This window comes from Peribacillus sp. NPDC097264 (assembly GCF_050277925.1).
In the GTDB taxonomy this organism is placed as follows: Bacteria; Bacillota; Bacilli; order Bacillales; family DSM-1321; genus Peribacillus.
The window spans coordinates 201,663-217,037 of record NZ_JBNNSR010000007.1 but is presented as its reverse complement, the minus strand read 5'-3'; the positions used below and the strand labels follow the sequence as shown (position 1 = coordinate 217,037).

Here is a 15,375-nt window from a genome sequence, read left to right as displayed (position 1 = left end):
GTTCTACTGATTCCTGACATCTTCCCTTTTGGAGGATGTCTTTTTTCTATGTACGATTGCCCTTTAAGAAGGAACAAAGCATTTTTCCGCCCTTTTTTCATACATTAGACTAAAGACAAAAGACTAGGGGGATATAAGATGAATGGATCGGAGCAGAAGGCTCTGGAATATGCCATCAGTGAAATCACAGAAATAGCCACTGGATTCGGATTGGATTTTTACCCGATGCGTTATGAAATTTGTCCATCGGAAATCATTTATACATTTGGTGCGTATGGAATGCCTACCCGTTTTTCACATTGGAGCTTCGGGAAACAATTTCATAAAATGAAGCTGCAATATGATTTCGGATTAAGCAAAATCTATGAATTGGTCATTAACTCTGATCCATGTTATGCGTTCTTGTTGGATTCCAATTCACTTGTGCAAAACAAATTGATTGTGGCGCATGTTTTGGCGCATTGTGATTTCTTCAAGAATAATGTCCGTTTCCGGAACACCAAGAGGGATATGGTAGAAAGCATGTCGGCCACGGCAGAAAGAATCCGGGAATACGAAGTGTTGCATGGCAAGCGGGAAGTGGAAACATTCCTTGATGCCCTTCTTGCCATCGAGGAACATATCGACCCATCACTGATGAGGCCGAAGCTTGCCTGGACGATGGAGGATGAGGAAGAGGAGGAGGAAATCAAGCCGGCAGCGACGGAGTATGATGATTTATGGAATCTCGAAGACAGAGATGTGAAGAAGCATCCGACCGCTAAAAGGCGTAAGAAGTTCCCGCCACGGCCTGAAAAAGATATCATGCTATTCATTGAACAATACAGCAGGGATTTAACCGATTGGCAGAGAGATATCATGACCATGATCCGTGAGGAAATGCTCTATTTCTGGCCGCAACTCGAAACGAAAATCATGAACGAAGGCTGGGCATCGTACTGGCATCAAAGGATCATGCGTGAACTGGATTTGACCTCTGGCGAATCGATTGAATTTGCGAAACTGAATGCGGGAGTCGTGCAGCCATCACGCACGAGCATCAATCCTTATTATCTAGGGCTGAAGGTGTTTGAAGATATCGAAGAACGCTATGATAACCCGACAGAGGAAATGCTCAAGCTCGGCATCAAGCCAGGAACGGGCCGGGAAAAAATGTTCGAAGTCAGGGAAATAGAATCGGATATTTCCTTCCTCCGTAATTATTTGACCAAAGATCTCGTCATGCGGGAGGATATGTACTTATTTCAAAAGCAAGGCAAAGACTACAAAATCGTTGATAAGGCATGGGAACAGGTGCGCGATCAGCTCGTCAGCATGCGAGTGAATGGCGGATTCCCGTATATCACGGTCAATGACGGCGACTATATGCGAAATGGCGAGCTGTATTTGAAACATTGGTACGAAGATATTGAACTCGACCTGAAATATCTTGAAAAAGTCCTGCCTTATATCCACCAGCTCTGGGGACGTCCCGTGCACATGGAATCGGTCATGGAAGGCAAAGAAGTCATGTTTTCTTATGACGGAAAAGGGATTCACCGCAAATATTTATAAGGAATGGAGGCTGCCGGGAGATCGGCAGTCTTTTTTCATGAAGGCAATTCGAGAAGTACTCTGATAAAATCTCTCCAAGCCAAAACTCTTGCAACGGCCAAACCAATCGTGATAACATAAGTAATATATTATATAAGCATTTAGTTATGTATGGTAGGAGGACACTAGATGAACCAAATCGAGGAGATGTCTCGTCAATTAAAGGCCGTGAGCGACCCGAACCGATTAAAGTTATTGGCATGTCTGAAACAAGGCGAAGTTTGTGTATGTGATTTTGTGGATATCCTGCAGATTTCCCAGCCAGCAGTCAGTCAACAAGTGAAAAAATTAAAAGATGCAGGAATCATTTTAGAAAGAAAAAAGGGAACATGGAAACATTTTCGATTGAATGAGGTTCAACAGCCCTATATTCAAGCCATCATCGATTCTTTAGAACCTGTTCAGGCTCCATGTTGTTCAACGGAATGTAATTCTTCATCATGTTAGGGGAGAAGCGGATGGAAAATAAAAGTTTAACAAAGCGATTATCCTTCTTGGATCGCTATCTTACTCTATGGATATTTGTGGCGATGTTCGTCGGAGTCATGATTGCGGTATGGGTACCCGATTTCAAAAGTGTATTAGATACCTTTTCGGTAGGAACTACTTCTATACCAATCGCAATTGGGTTAATCGTCATGATGTATCCACCGCTTGCAAAAGTGAAGTACGAAGAAATGTGGCGCGTGTTCAAGGATTGGAAAGTGCTTCTGCTCTCCTTGTTTCAAAACTGGCTGTTAGGGCCGGTTTTAATGTTTTTCCTTGCAATTATCTTTTTACACGATTATCCGGAGTATATGGCCGGGTTGATCATGATTGGCTTGGCCCGTTGCATTGCAATGGTCATTGTATGGAATGATCTGGCGCGAGGAGATAGGGAGTATGTAGCGGGACTCGTGGCGTTCAACTCGATATTCCAGATCCTATTCTATTCCGTATTCGCCTACTTTTTCTTGAATGTGTTGCCTGGTGTATTCGGCATGGAAAACCTATCTGTCGTGATATCGATGTGGGAAATCACGAAAAGCGTCATGATATATCTTGGTATTCCATTCGTAGCAGGGATGTTGACTCGATTCATTGGGTTGAAAATTAAGGGGAATGAGTGGTATGAAAATAAGTTCTTACCCAAGATTTCGCCGTTAACTTTGTTTGCTTTATTGTTTACGATCGTCATGATGTTCTCTTTAAAAGGGGACACCATCATTGCCTTGCCCCTTGATGCAGTGCGGATTGCGATACCGCTTTTCATCTATTTTTTAATCATGTTTGCCGTATCGTTTTTTGCATCAAGAAAGGCGGGTGCATCCTATCCGGTTACCGCTTCCCTTTCCTTTACGGCAGCAAGCAATAACTTTGAACTGGCGATTGCCGTGGCTGTTTCCGTATTCGGAATCAACAGCGGTGCGGCGTTTGCGGCGGTCATTGGACCACTCGTGGAAGTGCCGGTACTGATTGCTCTCGTCCATGTCGCTCTACGTTGGGATAAGAAATATTTCCGGACCATTAAATTATAACTGTTTGTTTTCAATACAGGAGGAAACCTTCATGACACATAGAAAAACCATCTACTTCTTATGCACAGGCAATTCATGCCGCAGCCAAATGGCTGAAGGCTGGGCGAAAAGGCTCTTACCGGATTGGATTGTGAAAAGCGCAGGCCTTGAAGCTCACGGATTGAATCCCAATGCTGTTAAGGCGATGAGGGAAGTAAACATCGATATTTCCGATCAAACATCGGATGTGATTGATAGGGGAACCTTGAATCATGCAGATTTAGTGGTTACATTGTGTGGGCATGCAGACGAGCATTGCCCAACCACGCCTCCACAAGTAAAGCGAGTCCACTGGGGTTTTGATGATCCAGCCAAAGCGGAAGGAACCGATGAGGAAAAGTGGTCCTTCTTCCAACGCGTGCGTGATGAAATTGGCGAACGGATCGAAGAATTCGCTGAAATGGGAGAATGAGCCTGCAAATAGCCAAGGAAAATTACTTGGCTATTGATTTATCCGTAATATAGGCATCTGCTTATTTATATAAAAAGGAGTGACTTCAATGAAAGAAATACAGATTTTTGACCCTGCCATGTGTTGCCCTACAGGTGTATGCGGTCCTTCAATCGACCCTGAGCTATTAAGGATGTCTTTTGTGACAAGTAATCTGAAGAAAAAGGATTATCCGATCGAACGATATAATTTAACCAATGATACCGAACAGTTCATGCAACATGAACAAGTTAGTACGTTATTGAACGAAAAGGGTCCGGATGTCTTACCGATTGTTTTCGTTGATGGAAACGTGGTACGAACAGGGAGCTATCCAAGTAATGAGGAGTTGGGAAGGTGGACGGGGTTCTCTGTTGAGGAACTGATCCAAAAGCCGAAAGTGCGATTGTCACTGAAGACGCAAAAAGATGGGGAGAGCTGACATGAAGTTATTCACTGATGAATTCTTCCCACAAACGCGATTTATATTTTTCACAGGCAAAGGTGGAGTGGGGAAAACATCCGTGGCAAGTTCGCTTTCCCTTTCTTTATCGAAGCAAGGACAAAAAGTTCTGTTGATCAGTACAGATCCCGCTTCGAACTTACAAGATGTATTCGGGCAACCGTTAACCAATCATCCCCAATTGATCAAGGGCACATCGAACCTGTATGCCCTGAACTTGGACCCTGTCCAAGCGGCAACCGAATACAAGGAACGGATGGTTGCCCCGTATAGAGGAAAGTTACCAGATGCGGTGCTTGCCACGATGGAAGAGCAAATGTCAGGGGCTTGCACCGTAGAAATTGCGGCATTCAACCAATTCTCGACCCTTTTGACGGATTCAACAATTACGGAGGAATATGACCGGATTGTATTTGATACCGCACCAACTGGTCATACGCTGAGGTTATTGCAACTACCAACTGCATGGTCCGGTTTTTTAGATGTAAATACAAACGGGGCATCTTGCCTGGGTCCGTTAGCGGGATTGGAAAGTCAGAAGCAGATGTATCAGAAGGCCGTCAAGGTGTTGGCGGACAAAGGGCAGACTACACTAGTCCTTGTGAGCCGACCTGAAGAGGGACCATTGAGGGAAGCGGCACGTGCGTCGGATGAGTTGAAGGAAATCGGGATTGCCAATCAACTCTTGATCGTGAACGGTGTCTTCGAACAGACGGATCGAGGTGATCGTTATGCAAATGCCTTGCATGACCGACAACAGCGGGCATTGGAAGACATTCCGAATCCATTGAAAAAACATCCGACTTTTTATTTGCCTCTTGTTTCATTTGCCATCACAGGAATCAATCACATGGAGAAATGGTTCACTCAAACATATGGGGAGTCTGAAAACTTATTAGATGAAATAGAAACGATCTCTCATCACTCTATTAAAGATTTGGTGGATTATTATGAATCAAACTCCCATCGGGTCATCCTTACGATGGGAAAAGGCGGGGTAGGAAAAACGACAGTAGCGTCACTTGTCGCCTTGGGACTCGCCGAAAAAGGGAAAAAGGTCCACTTAACGACCACGGATCCAGCCGCTCACATTGCTTGGACTTTTGATGATAACACCTTATATGACAATCTAACGATAAGCAGCATCGATCCGAAGAAAGTCGTGGAAGAGTATAAAGATGAAGTGCTTTCCAAAGCAAGTGAAACGATGGATGAAGAAGGCTTGGCCTTCATAAAAGAAGACTTGGAATCTCCTTGTACCGAGGAAATCGCCGTTTTCCGGGCACTCGCCAATGTTGTGGCGCAGTCCAAAGATAGCATGGTCGTAATTGATACGGCACCAACAGGTCATACCCTTCTATTATTGGATGCATCTGAAGCCTATCATAAAGAAATTTCCCGTTCTTCTGGTGATATACCAGAGCCGGTACGCGATTTGTTGCCAAAATTAAGAGACGGGTCCTATACGAGCATCATCATTACGACACTTCCTGAGATGACACCTGTTTTGGAAGCAAAACGATTGGCAGCAGATTTGAAACGGGCGAATATATCCATCCATTGGTGGCTCATCAACCAAAGTTTTTTCGTCACGGATACAATGGAACCGATGCTTACCAGGAAAGCAAAGGGAGAGAAGAAATGGATTGAGAAAGTGAAAGAGCTATCCGGCAACCAAACTGTCATTCTCCCTTGGAGCCGGGAAGAGCCAAAGGGAATCAAGCAATTGCATCAAATTCTGGACATGTAAAAATGACATGCGAAACCTATTGGAGGAATAGAACATGAAAATGACCAATCAAGCAAAAGAGTATTTACAAGAAGCGATGAAGGCAAATGACGTATCCACTCTACGATTTTATGGAATTGCAGGGTGTTGCGGAATGAACCTTGGCGTTGCCTTACAAGAAGCAGAAACAAATGATATGGTGGTAGAAGTGAATGGGGTGAACATTGCCATTCAATCTGAGATGAAGGAACAGTTATCAGATGTAACCATAGATGTAGAAGAGGAAAATGGTGAAATGGGCATAGTGCTTACAGGATATAATGAAAACTCTTGCTGCTAAATATGAATAGGAAGGATATGGAGAGAATGAGTGAAATGAAAAAAGATGAAATTCGTGAAAGCGTACGAAGCAATTATAAAAAAATCGCCCTTAAAGTCGTGAACTCTGACAGCTGTTGTGCGCCAAGCTGCTGTACACCCGAAGAAAACCAAAATATTTCCGTCGAAGAGATTTCTAAAAAGATGGGATATACCACAGCAGAGCTTCAAAATATCCCGAATGGCGCAAACATGGGATTAGGCTGTGGAAATCCTCAGGCGATCGCGGACTTAAAAGAGGGGGAGACCGTCCTTGACCTTGGGAGCGGGGGAGGGTTCGATGCTTTCTTGGCTTCTCCTAAAGTGGGGGAAAAAGGAAAAGTCATAGGCGTTGACATGACACCGGAAATGATTAGCAAAGCTCGGAGCAATGCCGAAAAAAATCAATTCGTAAATGTCGAATTTCGTTTAGGGGAAATCGAACATCTGCCTGTTGCGGATCAATTCGTTGATGTGATCATGTCGAATTGCGTCATCAACCTATCCCCGGATAAAGGAAGAGTCTTTCAGGAAGCCTATCGTGTTCTGAAAAAAGGCGGGAGATTAGCGATTTCCGATATCGTGTTGACTGCGAATCTGCCTGAAGCATTGCAAACGGATATGAACCTCTACTCCGGATGCATCGCCGGGGCATCTTCAATTGAAGAATTGTCCGAGACGATGAAACAAGCTGGATTTAAGAACATCTCCATTATCCCTAAAGATGAATCCAAAGAATTCATCAAGGAATGGGCACCGGAACATAAGGTAGAAGAATATATTGTCTCAGCGATTATCCAGGCGGAGAAGTAGAGTGGCTGAATACTAGAAGTTAGTTATATGTAAGCAGTTAAGAAGAACATGACCAACTGCATATAGTCTATTATTGTCGAGGAAGGAACTGATATGCAGTTCCTTGGGCGTGAGTTCGGTATTGTACAGGGCTCATGCCTTTTATTTTTCCCGGTTCGTTCAAGAAATGGTATTCTATCTATTTGAATCTCTAATATCCGTAACCTCATCGCATTTGTAGCAATCTATCCCACAGACTTCCATGTAGATACTTGGTTTTTTTGAACGCGTTTCTACTATTATATGGTAATCAATTTCACCGATTCATCAGATTCGAAAAACGCCCCACTGAATGAATTTCAATCATCGGAGCGTCTTATCCATAGGTATATAGATTTTAACATGAACCATGATCGGTACTTTACTACATGGCTCTTTTGATGCTAGGCAACTTCTTTTTTCCTTGCCAACGGTAATACATCTTCATCAAAGGCATAATTAAAATAAAGATGAACAGGAGCCTGAACGTTTGGAACATTGAAACAAGCGAGACATCTGCATGCACTGCATTCGCTAATAACACCATTTGATCTAAGCCCCCTGGGGCGGTGCTTAGGAAACTTGTAGCGAAGGTTGTATCCAATGCAAAGGACATGAAGAAGCTTGATCCAAATGTTAGCGCAATCAGTGCGAAGGCACTGAAAATGCCCCCTACAAGTATGCGTACCGGCAGTTTGATCATATGCGGCTTGAGCATGAGTCCGATATGGGCACCGATTAGTAACTGAGCAACATCCATGATTATACCAGGTATTTGAGGCATTGCCAGTGGTGTTGTGAGTTGCAATGTAATGAATAAAAGAATGGGTGTAATGAAAAATGCGACTGGCAAATGGATGCGTTTCATTACATGAGAGCAACCCCAAGCAAGTGCAATTAGTAGTACTAAACTGATTGTTAGCTTAGCGTCAGTTGGTGGCTTGCTCATTACTTGGCCAGCGACGATAAATGGTACGAAAACAACGACCAGTAAAAGTCGAATTACTTGAAAATAAGAAATAACGCCGATTTCTTTAACTTTTTCTTCCTCGGCAAAGACGACAATTTGTCCTAAACCGCCTGGGATGGCGCCTAATATGGCAGCTTTCACCGGGATTTTTGTCCATTTGCTCGTTAAGTAGGCGATGCCGATTGAACCGCCGATCAAAATGACGTTTAGGGTTATCATGTAAAGTAAAATGGAGCTCATCATGCCGAATAAATCGGTGTTGAATTGTACACCAATCGCGGTCCCGACCATGACGACACCTAAATCACGCATTTGGCTGGACCATCTAAGCGGTCCTTTATAAACAAATTGAGCTAACATGACGACAACAATTGGGCCAAGCATCCAGGGAATAGGGATGTGCAGCAAGCTAAAAATATAACCGCCAATGAAAGATAAGATTAACACTTTTAACATTGCCTTCAATAGAGACACCCCTTCCTATATAATATTCATCGCATAAGAACCACCAGCATCCTTCATCATGAATGGCTGGTGGTCAATTTATTATGAATTCGCTAATTCCTTAACTTGTGCTTCACGATCTACGTCATCGCGGCGACGGTCGCCCCAGTAGGCAGATCCGTTTTTCAAGTATTCTTCATACGTCCATTTCACTGGCTCCCAGTCTGGCTCGAAGATTAAATAGCTGTTTGTAAAGATCTCAAGACGTAAGCCACTTCCTGGATCTTTTACGTAAATGTACATGGCTTGAGAAATACCGTGTTTACCAGGGCCTACGAATTGTACATCAGCTTCGCATAAAATATCAGCAGCACGTAGTAAGTCTTGGGAGTTGTCTAACCAATAAGCGATATGATGCATTTCGTTTGGTTCTTTTGAACGGGATGTAGACATGATTGCCACGTCATGAACTAAGTTTGTTACGGATAACCAGCTTGCGACTTGTACATCGTCTGGATTTACGAAATATTCACGTAGCTTGAAGCCTAATGCTTGTTGTAAGTAATTTACGATCACAGCGTTATCTTGTGAAGTTTGTAAGTTAACATGGTCGATGCGACGTGGTGATACACCTTTGGCCCAAGATTTATACGTTTGGTTTTTAAGCACTGATTTACGAGATTCATCAGCAGGTGTTTTTTCCATATCGTAATACAGTTCAAAGCGGTGACCACTTGGTAATTCGAAGCGGACTGCTTCCCCTTGGGCTACTTCTTCGCCTGCTTCTATCCAACGTACTTCTGTACCAGCATCTTCTAATAATTTAGCGAAAGTTGCTACGTCCTCACGACGTTTTGTGCGCCAGCCAATGTGATCGATGTAAGAAGTTTCACCAGCTGTAATGGATAATGTATGGTGTTCGAAATCGCCCCAAGCGCGCAAGTAATGTACACCATCTATCACTTCGGTTTCTTCTAACCCGATTGTGTCGCGGAAGAACCATAAAGATTTTTCAAGATCTGCTGATACTAAAGCTACGTGTCCTAATTTTGCAATTTCCGGTGCGTAAAGAAATTTTTCCATTTATATTCACCTCATAGTCATGTTTTTTTAATAAGAGGACAAGGAAAATATGATTTCAATCATTATCCATCATACTTTCCGATGCTGAAATTACCCTTGAATGTTTGTTTGAACGCCGAATAAATTTCTACCGTATCCTAATATGCCGTCTTCATATAAAGAAGTAATGTGTGTGGCGATTGCCATCAGGTCACGAGTGTGCATTTCTACCGGATGACCTTTTAATAATGCGTGCCCACCTAAAGTCAGTAGGGCCTTAACACCGATTTGTGTACACTTATCGATGATTTTTGCACGAATCGCTTTATATTTTGCTCCTTCGTATGGACCACCTTTATCTTCTTCCATCATCCGGATGTATTCGTTCAATAAGCTTTTTGCAGAAATCATTTCTAGCTTTAACTCCGAAAGCACGCGTTGGCTTGTGGGAGAATCCTTTTCGTTTATGCCAGAGAAGCGGACGCGGCCGGCTGTATGCTTTTCGAACTCGTCAACTACACGCTCTGCACCACCAACAGCCATTGCGGCGAACCCTACATAGAAGCCAGGATAGAATGGTGTATTGTAATATAAATAGTCTTGATCGAAATCTTCATATGGCGGTTGGCTCTTTTCGATTATTTTGCTGAAGCGTAAAATGGCATCAGGCTTAACGAAAACATTATCAATGATCAATGTATTACTGCCTGATCCACGAAGACCAAGGGAATCCCAAGTTTTTACCACTTCCAAGTCAGAAACCTTCAATAAAATGCCGACACGTTCGGGCTTGTCATTGTCTTCGAATTTCATCATGGCGCCAACGCCAACCCAATCACAGTAATTGATACCGCTTACAAAATTGTACTTTCCGGAAACGACATAGCCATCTTCAACTGGTTCCACTTTACCGATGGGGGCAAATACGTCAGCTACAAAGCCACCTTGGTTAATGACTTCATCACGAATGTGCTTAGGATAGTAGCAAACCCAAGAGTTATGCACGGAGAAGAAGTAGGTTAACCATGAAGCTGATAAGTTATGGTAACCAACTGTGCTTACCATATCAACGAATGTATGCCAATCGAGTTGTGGATAACCAAACTCTTTCGGTAAAATCAAACGGTGAATGCCTTCCTCACGGATAATTTCCGCGATGCGTGGGGACACGGTCGAATTTCGATCAGCTTCGATTGCTTCTAACTCTGCGGCTTCACCGATGCGCTTTGCTTTTTGCATAATTTCTTCATACAGCCCTTTACTTTCAACTATTGTTACCATTTGATCAATCCTTTCAAAAATAGTTTATTGTGCTGTAACGGCTTGATCTTTTTCCACTGCCAAAAAGTCAACGACAAGTTTGTTCACGATTTCCGGTTGGTCCGTTTGAGCTTGATGACCGCAGTTTTCTATATATTCAAATGATATGTTCGGTAATAATTTCTCGAGTTTATAACCTGTCTCCACTGGTGCAACGGCGTCTTGCTTACCCCAAATGAATAGGCCTGGAATTTTCAATTTTGGTAAGGTATCTTTCATGCAGTAACGATCCCAAAGCTTCGGCTCTTCGTTCATCCTCGCTAAGTAGGCATCGAACGCCTGATTGGATTCTTTAACGCCTGGGCGGGTTGCCGCTTGATGACGTAGTTGAATCAGTTCTTCAGGAATGACCGTGTCTTCGCTTGAATTACGGTACATGAATTTACGTAAGGATTCTTCTGTATAGTCATAACCAATCACTTCTAAGAATGACCGCAGCTTTCTTTCAGGTACTTCATGCATCGCTTGATAGATGGTATTACTACCGATGTAAACAATTTTATTTACTTTTTCGGGGTGGTCTATGGCATATTTAGCTGCAACGTAAGCACCTTGTGAATTGCCGACAAGTGATACTTCGTCGAGGCATAATGCTTCAATGAAATCATGTACATGATCGACTAGGCTTTGATGACCATTTACAGGCCATGCGTGAGGGCGGGCGTCAGTGAAGCCCATTGAAAGTTGGTCTACTGCATATGCTCGGAAGCCAGCTTTAGCTAATGCAGGTAACATAAAACGCCAACCTGCTGCGCCGCATGCTCCAGGTCCTGCACCATGCAGTAAAATTACAGCTGGTCCTTCTGTTCCAGCCCAGGAATAATGTGTACGTACACCGTTTGCCAATATGTAACTATTATGAAACCCTTCAAGAATTGTCATCGCTTTGCCTCCTCATACTGATGTGCTTTTATTTTCTGTTTTGAGTATACCTGTTAATAATTTCAAACGTTATACTGATTTTTATTGAAAGAATAGTGTTAATCTTTAAAATTTATTGAAAAATCAATTTCACTTTTGTAATATGAGGAATAGATAGTCAAAGGGGATGTGATTTTAATGAGCGAAATTGCATTTGATTCCAGCGAAACGAAGAATATTTTAATGTCGGCAAATGCCTTCCATACATTAAAGAACAGCTTGTTCAACAACATTGGTTCTCATAAAACAAAAGGATTTTTATTTCGATTTGGGAAAGAGTTCGGGATGGAATCAGCAAGAAAGATGCTTCAAAATAAAGACTCGATAGATCCAGTCGGTAAGAGACATTCACGCTTAGGTCACGTGAAGGATGTAATTTTCATGGGGGAAATTGTGCGACATCCAGATGGCACGGTTGAATGCATCGATACGTGGGGACAATGGGTAGAATCATTCGAAGCCGCGTTACACCTAAAAAATTATGGTGTAGCAAACGAATGTGTTTGTCATATGTTATGTGGGTTTGCAAGTGGTGCATTGACCTATGAGTATGGTGAATCGATTATTGCCGTTGAGTACAAGTGCGTCGCAAAAGGTGATCCGTGCTGTGAGTTTAAAGTGCGCTTGGAGAGCGATTGGCTCGAAGATGAGGAAGAGCTTATCCACCTTTATCAAAACGACAACATTTTATCTGAACTTGAAATGACTTATGATGCACTTTTACACCATAAGCAAGTGCTCGAGAAAATTTCATTGTTTAATAGTCAGCTCACACAAAAAGTAACAGATAAACATTCGATGGATGAAATTGTTCAGGTTGCGTCCGAGCTGTTGAACATATCGATTTTGATTGAGGATATCCATGGCAATGCGTTAAGCCATTTTGGTTTAACGGAAGAACAGCAACTAGCAATAAAAAAAGATAAGGTGAAATTATCGCATTTCGACGATACGCATAACGTTTCGCATTACAAAGGCGAAACATTCAGGAAGTTGACGGCACCTGTTCTTATTAACAAAAGGAATTATGCCACTTGTTCATTTTTCTACTTTGATGAAAAGGATATGGATGAAAACGACCACTTATTTTTAGAGCGGATTTCTACGGTGGTGGCCTTATGTATTTTATATGAGGAGGCGCAGTTTGAAGAGCAACAAAGGATGCGTAGCTCACTTTTGGAGCGCTTAATTCATAATCGGAAAATTAAAGATATCGAATCTTACTATAAATTTTTACCATTTAAATTTCAGCCGCCGTTCTCTACAGGTATTATCAGTGTCAAAAAGAAAAAGAAAAATAAAGAAATCATCGACATTCATGACCAGTTGACACAGCTGTCCAAGTTGGCAAAAGAGTGGGATTTGCCTTGTATTTTTGCAGTGCTTGGTGAGGAAATTGCGCTCCTCAATTCGCTAAATAGTGATAAGCAAGGCTGGAATAAGAAAATCACGAAAATTTTTCAAAAGATGGAGAAGCAAAATGCCAATTATAAATATTCGATCGGGCTTAGCGGAACATTTAGTAACTTCAAAGATTTCGAGCGTTCGCTACAAGAGGCGCGTGTTGCACAGCGCTTTCCCAACGATAAGCTGCTAACGGATTACGAAGATTTAGGAATGCTTGGGGATATCGTAAAGAACATGAGCATGGAGCATCTGCACGAAATGGCGAAGAAGACGTTAAAAGACTTATACAATTTTGATGATCCCCGTAAAAAGGAATTATTGCATACGCTTTACGTCTATTTATTAAATAGTCAGCGCTTGAAAGAAACGATGGACGAGTTGACGTTATCTATCGGCGGTATCCAATATCGTATCAAGCAAATCGAAGAGCAACTACAAATTTCACTGAAAGACGCATCGACTGCAGCGTATACCTTATTAGTCATTCAGGTACTGATCTTGTCGGATAGCTTAAGCTTCGAGGAATTTGCAAGATAAGAGCGGAGTCTATCAACCATTAGGCTCGAGATGGATGGAAGAGTTACGTAAACCGCTTTTATAAACAAAACAGACTGAAGACAAACTCATTCTTTGAGTTTGTCTTCAGTCTGTTTACATGTGATGAACCCATGGTTGAGTATTATCGCCCTGGGGCGATGTCAAGGTTTATCTGCTCTTCTTCTGTAGCACGACGAGCATCTTCTTTTTCAGTTGCGGTGATTTTTAATTTACGTGTGGCTACTAACACGATGGCCGTAACAACATATAAACTAACGATGACCAACACACCTAAGTTGAAGCCTGACCGCACGTTATCGCCTGCTTGTGTAATCAAGTACCCGGTAATCCATGGCCCGATTACTCCAGCCATACTTGAAATGGATAATGAGACACCCGTTACGCTACCTACTAGATTTTTCGGAATGATCAATGTTTTAATCGCTGTATTTAACGGTAATAAGCAAGTGTTTATGATTAAGCCCATCCCTAGGAACAAACAGGCTAGAACCGGTGAAGCGACAATCGTGGTCATCGCATAAGAAGCAGCGCCGACCAGCAATACTGTAATTAATACACGATCATAAGATTTGATAAGGCTTTTATTTTTCTTGAATAAGTAGTCTGTGAATTTACCTATACAAATTGCGAACACTGTTCCTGAAATGCCCATTGCAGCGAAGATTAAGCCCATACGCTGTGGCTCAAGACCCACGATTTGTGTTAGGTAAGTTGGTGCCCATGTAAGGACCCAAGTTGTAATCCACATGGATACGAAACCTACAACTAAAATCGATAATACATAAGGGTTGATGAATACTTTAAAGATATGTTTGAACGGTACTTCCTTGTTGGAGGCTAAACTTTTTACGTCTTCGATGAGGGGTTGCTTTGGCTCGTCTCTCATGAAGAAGAAGAGGATCGCCCATGCAAAGCTTGCTATCCCTAATAATGCGAAAGTGTGCTGCCAACCAAAATTCGTGATGCCTTTAACTAAAAGTGGTGCAGCCAAGTACGTTCCAACTGTTGTACCAGAAGTCATGATAGCTGCAGCGACGCCACGTTGTGAACTAGTGAACCATCGTGCTAAGTGCACGATGCACAGACCGAGCGTACCACCTTCGAAGAAACCTAAGACAACACGCAGTATAATTAAGTGTGTTAACGTTTCTACAAAATAAGCGCTTGCTAATGAAATGGTCCATCCAGTAGCAATCATCATTAATAAGTATTTTGTGTTGAAGCGATACGTTAAGGTACCTAAAACGATACTTCCGACAGCGTAAGCAGCGAAGAAACTACTTCCTACTAAACCAAACTGATCATAAGATAGATTCAGTTCAGTCATGATTGGTTCTGCGGCTAATCCTAAAACCGATTTATCCGTATAATTTAAAACAGATAGTAAGAATAGAAAAGCTAATACAACCCAACGCATGAAAATCCCCCTTGTATTACCGTATTTTCCCCATCCACAATTGTTTTTCAAAAAAGTATTGGTGGTCTGATACTTCTGTCTTTTTCTGAAAAGTAGTGATAGCGCTTTCAATTTGGCATTGGAATCATCAAACACCTCCATTATTGTAAGTAAAGGCACACATTTCACCATTATTTTCACTTTTCTCTACAAGAATAATAGTGAATGGTGGGAAAATTCGGGAATTTTTCTTCCATGAACAGAATTCTATTTGAAAAAAAAGAGATTTACAAGCAAAAAAATAAGGATACTAATTTGTGTTTTGAAAGAGAACAAAA

Annotated in this window: 14 protein-coding genes; 9 read left to right on the top strand and 5 right to left on the bottom strand. The window is 42.2% G+C overall.

The window, feature by feature from the left end; translation table 11 throughout:
* Positions 1-138 precede the first annotated feature (138 nt).
* The 8 genes from ACQKL0_RS13320 (at position 139) to ACQKL0_RS13285 (ending at position 6,941) form a co-directional block, all read left to right on the top strand.
* The gene (locus ACQKL0_RS13320; RefSeq protein ID WP_427688041.1) at positions 139-1,554 is read left to right on the top strand and encodes a SpoVR family protein; all 1,416 of its coding nucleotides are present in this window, start codon (positions 139-141) and stop codon (positions 1,552-1,554) included.
* A 168-nt stretch (positions 1,555-1,722) separates the two neighbouring features.
* A complete protein-coding gene (locus ACQKL0_RS13315; RefSeq protein ID WP_427688039.1) occupies positions 1,723-2,040 on the top strand; it encodes an ArsR/SmtB family transcription factor in 318 nt (105 codons plus the stop codon).
* An 11-nt stretch (positions 2,041-2,051) separates the two neighbouring features.
* Complete coding sequence (gene arsB, locus ACQKL0_RS13310; RefSeq protein WP_427688037.1) at positions 2,052-3,110, top strand: ACR3 family arsenite efflux transporter; 1,059 nt, start codon at positions 2,052-2,054, stop codon at positions 3,108-3,110.
* Between the two features lie 31 nt (positions 3,111-3,141).
* The gene (gene arsC / locus ACQKL0_RS13305) at positions 3,142-3,561 is read left to right on the top strand and encodes an arsenate reductase (thioredoxin) (RefSeq protein ID WP_427688035.1); all 420 of its coding nucleotides are present in this window, start codon (positions 3,142-3,144) and stop codon (positions 3,559-3,561) included.
* Positions 3,562-3,649: 88 nt separating this feature from the next.
* Entirely contained in the window at positions 3,650-4,021 is a 372-nt protein-coding gene (gene arsD, locus ACQKL0_RS13300) for an arsenite efflux transporter metallochaperone ArsD (protein ID WP_402955379.1), read from the top strand.
* Between the two features lies 1 nt (position 4,022).
* Complete coding sequence (gene arsA / locus ACQKL0_RS13295) at positions 4,023-5,792, top strand: arsenical pump-driving ATPase (protein WP_402867553.1); 1,770 nt, start codon at positions 4,023-4,025, stop codon at positions 5,790-5,792.
* Between the two features lie 34 nt (positions 5,793-5,826).
* The gene (locus tag ACQKL0_RS13290) at positions 5,827-6,111 is read left to right on the top strand and encodes an iron-sulfur cluster biosynthesis family protein (RefSeq protein ID WP_402867554.1); all 285 of its coding nucleotides are present in this window, start codon (positions 5,827-5,829) and stop codon (positions 6,109-6,111) included.
* 26 nt (positions 6,112-6,137) lie between these two features.
* The gene (locus tag ACQKL0_RS13285) at positions 6,138-6,941 is read left to right on the top strand and encodes an arsenite methyltransferase (RefSeq protein ID WP_403123404.1); all 804 of its coding nucleotides are present in this window, start codon (positions 6,138-6,140) and stop codon (positions 6,939-6,941) included.
* A 403-nt stretch (positions 6,942-7,344) separates the two neighbouring features.
* On the opposite strand, the gene ACQKL0_RS13280 is transcribed toward ACQKL0_RS13285, so the two are convergent.
* The 4 genes from ACQKL0_RS13280 to ACQKL0_RS13265 all read right to left on the bottom strand — a co-directional run bounded on the left by ACQKL0_RS13280 (position 7,345) and on the right by ACQKL0_RS13265 (position 11,637).
* On the bottom strand, positions 7,345-8,385 hold the full coding sequence (locus ACQKL0_RS13280; RefSeq protein WP_402956026.1) for an AbrB family transcriptional regulator: 1,041 nt from the start codon (positions 8,383-8,385) through the stop codon (positions 7,345-7,347).
* A 90-nt stretch (positions 8,386-8,475) separates the two neighbouring features.
* Entirely contained in the window at positions 8,476-9,456 is a 981-nt protein-coding gene (locus tag ACQKL0_RS13275) for a VOC family protein (RefSeq protein ID WP_402867557.1), read from the bottom strand.
* A gap of 90 nt (positions 9,457-9,546) precedes the next feature.
* Positions 9,547-10,716 carry an acyl-CoA dehydrogenase family protein gene (locus tag ACQKL0_RS13270; RefSeq protein WP_402990616.1) on the bottom strand — a complete coding sequence of 390 codons (1,170 nt, stop codon included), beginning with the start codon at positions 10,714-10,716 and terminating at the stop codon, positions 9,547-9,549.
* Positions 10,717-10,740: 24 nt separating this feature from the next.
* Entirely contained in the window at positions 10,741-11,637 is an 897-nt protein-coding gene (locus ACQKL0_RS13265) for an alpha/beta fold hydrolase (protein ID WP_402955397.1), read from the bottom strand.
* A gap of 177 nt (positions 11,638-11,814) precedes the next feature.
* Between ACQKL0_RS13265 and ACQKL0_RS13260 the strand changes: the two genes are divergently transcribed.
* Positions 11,815-13,620: a V4R domain-containing protein gene (locus tag ACQKL0_RS13260; RefSeq protein WP_402867560.1), complete on the top strand. Its 1,806-nt coding sequence runs from the start codon at positions 11,815-11,817 to the stop codon at positions 13,618-13,620.
* Positions 13,621-13,762: 142 nt separating this feature from the next.
* Here the strand turns inward: ACQKL0_RS13260 and ACQKL0_RS13255 are convergent, their stop codons facing one another.
* Entirely contained in the window at positions 13,763-15,058 is a 1,296-nt protein-coding gene (locus tag ACQKL0_RS13255) for an MFS transporter (protein ID WP_427688032.1), read from the bottom strand.
* Between the last annotated feature and the right edge of the window lie 317 nt (positions 15,059-15,375).

What these genes read in the sequence shown, in the direction of transcription:
- ACQKL0_RS13265 (WP_402955397.1), bottom strand. Translation starts at nt 11,637, where the DNA reads ATGACAATTCTTGAAGGGTTTCATAATAGTTACATATTGGCAAACGGT.
- ACQKL0_RS13260 (WP_402867560.1), top strand. Translation starts at nt 11,815, where the DNA reads ATGAGCGAAATTGCATTTGATTCCAGCGAAACGAAGAATATTTTAATG.
- ACQKL0_RS13280 (WP_402956026.1), bottom strand. Translation starts at nt 8,385, where the DNA reads ATGTTAAAAGTGTTAATCTTATCTTTCATTGGCGGTTATATTTTTAGC.
- arsB (WP_427688037.1), top strand. Translation starts at nt 2,052, where the DNA reads ATGGAAAATAAAAGTTTAACAAAGCGATTATCCTTCTTGGATCGCTAT.
- arsD (WP_402955379.1), top strand. Translation starts at nt 3,650, where the DNA reads ATGAAAGAAATACAGATTTTTGACCCTGCCATGTGTTGCCCTACAGGT.
- ACQKL0_RS13285 (WP_403123404.1), top strand. Translation starts at nt 6,138, where the DNA reads ATGAGTGAAATGAAAAAAGATGAAATTCGTGAAAGCGTACGAAGCAAT.
- arsA (WP_402867553.1), top strand. Translation starts at nt 4,023, where the DNA reads ATGAAGTTATTCACTGATGAATTCTTCCCACAAACGCGATTTATATTT.
- arsC (WP_427688035.1), top strand. Translation starts at nt 3,142, where the DNA reads ATGACACATAGAAAAACCATCTACTTCTTATGCACAGGCAATTCATGC.
- ACQKL0_RS13315 (WP_427688039.1), top strand. Translation starts at nt 1,723, where the DNA reads ATGAACCAAATCGAGGAGATGTCTCGTCAATTAAAGGCCGTGAGCGAC.
- ACQKL0_RS13255 (WP_427688032.1), bottom strand. Translation starts at nt 15,058, where the DNA reads ATGCGTTGGGTTGTATTAGCTTTTCTATTCTTACTATCTGTTTTAAAT.
- ACQKL0_RS13270 (WP_402990616.1), bottom strand. Translation starts at nt 10,716, where the DNA reads ATGGTAACAATAGTTGAAAGTAAAGGGCTGTATGAAGAAATTATGCAA.
- ACQKL0_RS13320 (WP_427688041.1), top strand. Translation starts at nt 139, where the DNA reads ATGAATGGATCGGAGCAGAAGGCTCTGGAATATGCCATCAGTGAAATC.
- ACQKL0_RS13290 (WP_402867554.1), top strand. Translation starts at nt 5,827, where the DNA reads ATGAAAATGACCAATCAAGCAAAAGAGTATTTACAAGAAGCGATGAAG.
- ACQKL0_RS13275 (WP_402867557.1), bottom strand. Translation starts at nt 9,456, where the DNA reads ATGGAAAAATTTCTTTACGCACCGGAAATTGCAAAATTAGGACACGTA.